Annotated in this window: 4 protein-coding genes and 2 pseudogenes; 5 read left to right on the forward strand and 1 reads right to left on the reverse strand. The window is 27.0% G+C overall.

Annotated features, from left to right (window positions below; translation table 11 throughout):
- Positions 1 to 538: pseudogene (locus tag Q0J90_RS06320) on the reverse strand (methyl-accepting chemotaxis protein); the annotation flags it as partial.
- Between the two features lie 190 nt (positions 539 to 728).
- On the opposite strand from Q0J90_RS06320, the gene Q0J90_RS06325 reads away from it, so the two are divergent.
- From Q0J90_RS06325 to Q0J90_RS06345, 5 genes and pseudogenes are all read left to right on the forward strand, one after another.
- Positions 729 to 932 (forward strand): TM2 domain-containing protein, encoded by a 204-nt coding sequence (locus Q0J90_RS06325; protein ID WP_297277093.1) that lies wholly within the window; start codon positions 729 to 731, stop codon positions 930 to 932.
- A gap of 70 nt (positions 933 to 1002) precedes the next feature.
- Complete coding sequence (locus tag Q0J90_RS06330; RefSeq protein WP_297277094.1) at positions 1003 to 2673, forward strand: Na/Pi cotransporter family protein; 1671 nt, start codon at positions 1003 to 1005, stop codon at positions 2671 to 2673.
- Positions 2674 to 2692: 19 nt separating this feature from the next.
- A complete protein-coding gene (locus tag Q0J90_RS06335) occupies positions 2693 to 3628 on the forward strand; it encodes a GDP-L-fucose synthase (RefSeq protein ID WP_297277095.1) in 936 nt (311 codons plus the stop codon).
- Between the two features lie 20 nt (positions 3629 to 3648).
- On the forward strand, positions 3649 to 4650 hold the full coding sequence (gmd, locus tag Q0J90_RS06340; protein ID WP_297277096.1) for a GDP-mannose 4,6-dehydratase: 1002 nt from the start codon (positions 3649 to 3651) through the stop codon (positions 4648 to 4650).
- A gap of 7 nt (positions 4651 to 4657) precedes the next feature.
- Positions 4658 to 5021: pseudogene (locus tag Q0J90_RS06345) on the forward strand (glycosyltransferase); the annotation flags it as partial.

The following is a 5021-nucleotide window of genomic DNA, read 5'->3' on the forward strand; positions in this document are numbered from 1 at the left end:
CCCCCTCAGTAACATCGGATTCATATATTCTTGTCATATAATTATCACCTGTTCTTTTAGGCTCAGTATAATAATCCAAATTATAACTATTATCAGGAAGATAAGAAACTCCATTCTTTGATACATAGTAAGTAAATTTTCCATTATTAACACCATATTCATCTGAGTTAACATAATTTGCATCATTATCAATAGCATTAGGTTCAAAAGCAATTGAAAGAGCACTTATATGATCTGAAAGGCCATTAAAAAAATTATATGTCTGTTTCTCATAAGCTTTTCTATCTCTTATTCCATCTTTATATAAATTTTCAAGAACAATTTTCAATCCCATTACATTATGCAAACTTATTTCTATAGTATTATTTATATCATTAGCCTCAGATTTGGCTGTATCCTGAAGTATTTTATATGAAAGATTTTTAGTAATTTTATTAACATAAGAAATAATAAAAACATTTGATATAATTATCATTATTAATATTGGAACTAATATAGCAACAGTTATTTTAAATTGTAAACTTATTTTTTTAAACATATCATTATCCCCTTATTGATAAATAATATTTTAATAAAAATAAAATATTTTTCAATAAAAACCTTCTTATATAGAAAAATATTAGTAAAAAAAATAAAATATTAGCATATTTACATATACAAATAAATAATAACTTTATTTTTTTGTAATATAATATATAATTACTGAAAAATAATATAAAGAGGTCTTTATGGAAGTATCAGATAGAAGTTGGATTATTACATTACTTTTAGCTATATTCTTACCTTTTCACAGATTTTATGTTGGTAAAATATGGACTGGAATATTATTCTGGCTTACAGCCGGAGGATGCGGAATATGGTACATAATAGATATTGTAATGATACTATTAGATAAATTCACTGATAAAGAAGGCAGAAAGTTAAGAAAATAATCTTGCTGGCTTTTTAATACTATAGTGATATTTCATAAATTAAATTATTAAACTAACTTCGGATAAATATATGTTTCTAAACTTAACTTTCTCATTAGTAGGCGGCTTCGGACTTTTCATGTATGGTTTGAAAGTATTTTCAGATGGTTTGCAGGAAAGTACAGAAAATGCTTTAAAAGAAATTTTACATAAAGTAACTCAAAATAAAGTGTTTGGAATAGCCTTAGGTTTTTTGATAACAGCTATAGTACAATCAAGTAGTGCTGTTACAGTTATGGCTGTAAGTTTCGTAAATGCAAATATACTTACTCTTTCTCAAGCTATCAATATAATACTTGGAGCCAATATAGGTACTACAGTTACAGGATGGATCATATCATTAAATATAGATGTTCTCGCATTGCCTTCTCTTGGCATAGGTTCAATTATAGTAATATTTGGTTCTGAAAATAGAAAGCTAAGATTCTTTGGTGAAATACTAATGGGTTTTGGTATGATTTTCTACGGACTTATACTTATGAAAATGGCTTTTGAAGGAGTAAGAGGTTCTGAAGATTTTGAAAAAGTATTTTTGATGGCTAATGCTGATACTATGTATGGAAGATTCCTATGCGTAATCATCGGTATGGTTGTTACAGCTATAATACAATCAAGCAGTGCTGCATTAGGTGTTACAATATCTCTTGCAACTGTTGGTTTAATAGATTACCCTACTGCCGTTGCTTTAATACTTGGAGAAAACATAGGTACTACTATAACAGCCGTACTTGCTACATTAGGAGCATCTACTAATGCTAAAAGAGCTGCTTTAGTTCACTGTTTATTTAACATCATAGGTGTTATATATATGTTCTTCCTATTCCCATACTATATTAAATTAGTTAATACAGTAGTAGGATTTATGAATATAGGAGCTCCTGATCTAATTGTAAATAATAAATATGTTAATATATCATTTTATATTGCTGCAGCACACACAATTTTTAATATAGTAAACGTTATAGTATTCTATTTTCTAACTGAAAAATTAGAAAAGATTGTATGTTTCATTATAAAAGATAAAGATTCTGAAAAACATATAAGTGTTCTTGTAGACAGACTTTTAAATATGCCTATATCTGCTGAGATAGAAGTTAGAAAAGAAGTAGCATATATGGGAGATATTGCTAAAAAAATGCTTGCTAGAATACAGCAGTTATTTGATAATCCAAGCGAAAGGATATTAAATAAAATAAGAGACCATGAAAAAATGCTTGATAATACAGATAATGAAATACATACATTTTTGCTCAAATTACTTGGAAAGAACACATTAAATTCTGCTGATATTGCTTCATTGATTAATATAAGCACATATTATGAAAATTTGGGAGATAATTTAAAAGATTTAGCAAAAGCAATAATTAAAGGAAATGAGAAAAAAACCTTATTCAATGAAACTCAAAAACATGATATATTAAAAATGCTTGAAAACAATATGAAATTTATAGATTATTTATCAAGCTTAATACTTGAATACTATTCATTAAATAAAGAAAAAACTTATGAAGAAGCTATGCAGAAATACCATGAAATAAAGGGATTTTATTATGAAGCAAGACAAAGACATTATGATAATGTTGATAAGTCATTGATACCTGCTTTGAATGCCCATTTATACGGGGATGTATTAGTTTATTTCAACAGATCTATCTCTAATCTTGTTAACATAGTAGAGGCTCTAACAGGAAAAGATAAATAAAATTTAAAAGGATAATATTTTGAAAAAAGTATATATAGCTGGTCATAAAGGTTTAGTAGGCAGTTCAATAGACAGAGTACTTACTAAAAATGGTTATACAAACATAATAAGAAAAACACATTCAGAATTGGATTTAAGAAACAGAGAAGAGGTTTTTAATTTCTTCAAAAAAGAAAAACCAGATTGGGTATTTTTATCTGCTGCTAAAGTTGGCGGAATATATGCTAATAATACATACCCGGTTGATTTTTTGCTTTATAATTTACAAATTCAAAATAATATAATAGAAGCATCTTATGAAAACAATGTAGAAAAATTAATGTTTTTAGGTTCAAGCTGCATATATCCTAGAGAATGCCCTCAGCCTATTAAAGAAGAGTATTTACTTTCCGGATATTTAGAAAGCACAAACAGGCCTTATGCATTAGCTAAAATAACAGGAATAGAGTTATGCGATGCATACAATAGACAATACAATACAAATTACATTGCTGTTATGCCTTGTAATCTCTATGGAATAAACGATAATTACCATGAAGAAAATGCTCATGTAATACCAATGCTTATTAGACGTTTTCATGAAGCAAAAATAAATAATTTAAAAGAAACTGTTATTTGGGGAAGCGGAACTCCTTTAAGAGAATTTATGTTTTCTGATGATTTAGCAGAGGCTTGTCTTTATCTAATGGAAAATAAAAATGCTGATGATATAGGAAAATTTATAAATATAGGTTCAGGTAAAGAAGTAACTATTAAACAATTAGCAGAATTAATAAAAAAAGTTATAGGATTTGAAGGAGAAATAAAGTTAGACAGTTCTAAACCTGACGGCACTATGAGAAAATTGCTTGATGTTTCAAAAATTAATTCTTTAGGCTGGAAATATAAAACAGAATTAGAAGATGGATTAAAAATAGCATATAATGATTTTTTAAATAACTACAATAAAAAGTAATAAAATTATAAGGATACTAAATGAAAAAAGCACTTATTACAGGAATTACAGGACAAGATGGTTCTTATTTGGCAGAACTTTTATTAGAAAAAGGTTATGAAATACATGGAATAATTAGAAGAAGTTCTTCTTTTAATACAGAGAGAATAGATCATTTATATAAAGATCCGCATATTAATGATGTAAAAATGTTTCTTCATTATGGTGATTTATCAGATAGTTCTAATCTTTCAAGATTATTAGAAAAAATAGAACCAGATGAAATATATAACTTAGCAGCCCAAAGCCATGTTAGGGTTAGTTTTGATATGCCTGAATATACAGCTGATGTTGTAGGACTTGGTACAATAAGAATATTAGATGCAATAAAAGAAACTCAAATAAAAACAAAATTCTATCAAGCATCAACAAGCGAATTATATGGTAAAGTTGTTGAAACTCCTCAAACGGAAAAAACTCCTTTCTACCCTAGAAGTCCTTATTCTTGTGCTAAATTATACTCTTACTGGATTACTGTTAATTATAGAGAAAGTTATGATATGTATGCATGTAACGGCATATTATTTAATCATGAAAGCCCAAGACGAGGTGAAACTTTTGTAACAAAAAAAATTACCCATGCTATTGCAAGAATTTTAAATAAAGAACAGGATAAATTATATTTAGGTAATTTAGATTCAAAAAGAGACTGGGGATATGCTAAGGATTATGTTGAGGCTATGTGGCTTATGCTTCAGCAGGAAAAAGCTGATGATTATGTTATAGCTACCGGAGAAACTCATTCTGTAAGAGAATTTCTTGATGAGGCTTTTGGACTTGTTGGACTTGATTGGAAAAAATATGTTGAAATAGATCCTAGATATTACAGACCTGCTGAGGTTGATATTTTACTTGGTGATCCTACAAAAGCAAAAGAAAAATTAGGATGGCAGCCAAAAACTACTTTTAAAGAATTAGTAAAAATAATGTTGGACTATGATTTGAAAAGTGTTGGTTTAAGTTTAGATAAATTTAAAAATTAAATATTTTATGAGTAATAAATTAAAATTAAAAAAAAATTTAATTGAATATTTAGTATGGCCTATTCCATTTAAAAAAATTAGAAATAGTATAAGAATTAATTCTGTATATTTAAAAGATTTAGGCTATAAGATAAATTATAATCATTATAAAAATACCATAAAAGGTAAAAAAACTTTTTTTATAAGAAATGATTGGTCTGTAAATGAAAAAGAATTTGAATATAATGGATTTTATCATTTAATAAAAAATGACTATATTAATGATTTAGAGATAAGCTATAATGCTGATATAGAATATTTTGGTCCTGTAGGAAGCAGATATTTTTTAGAAAATTCTAAAGCAAAAATAAAAATTTTTTATACCGGTGAAT

It is taken from the genome of uncultured Brachyspira sp. (assembly GCF_944390595.1).
GTDB lineage: Bacteria > Spirochaetota > Brachyspiria > Brachyspirales > Brachyspiraceae > Brachyspira.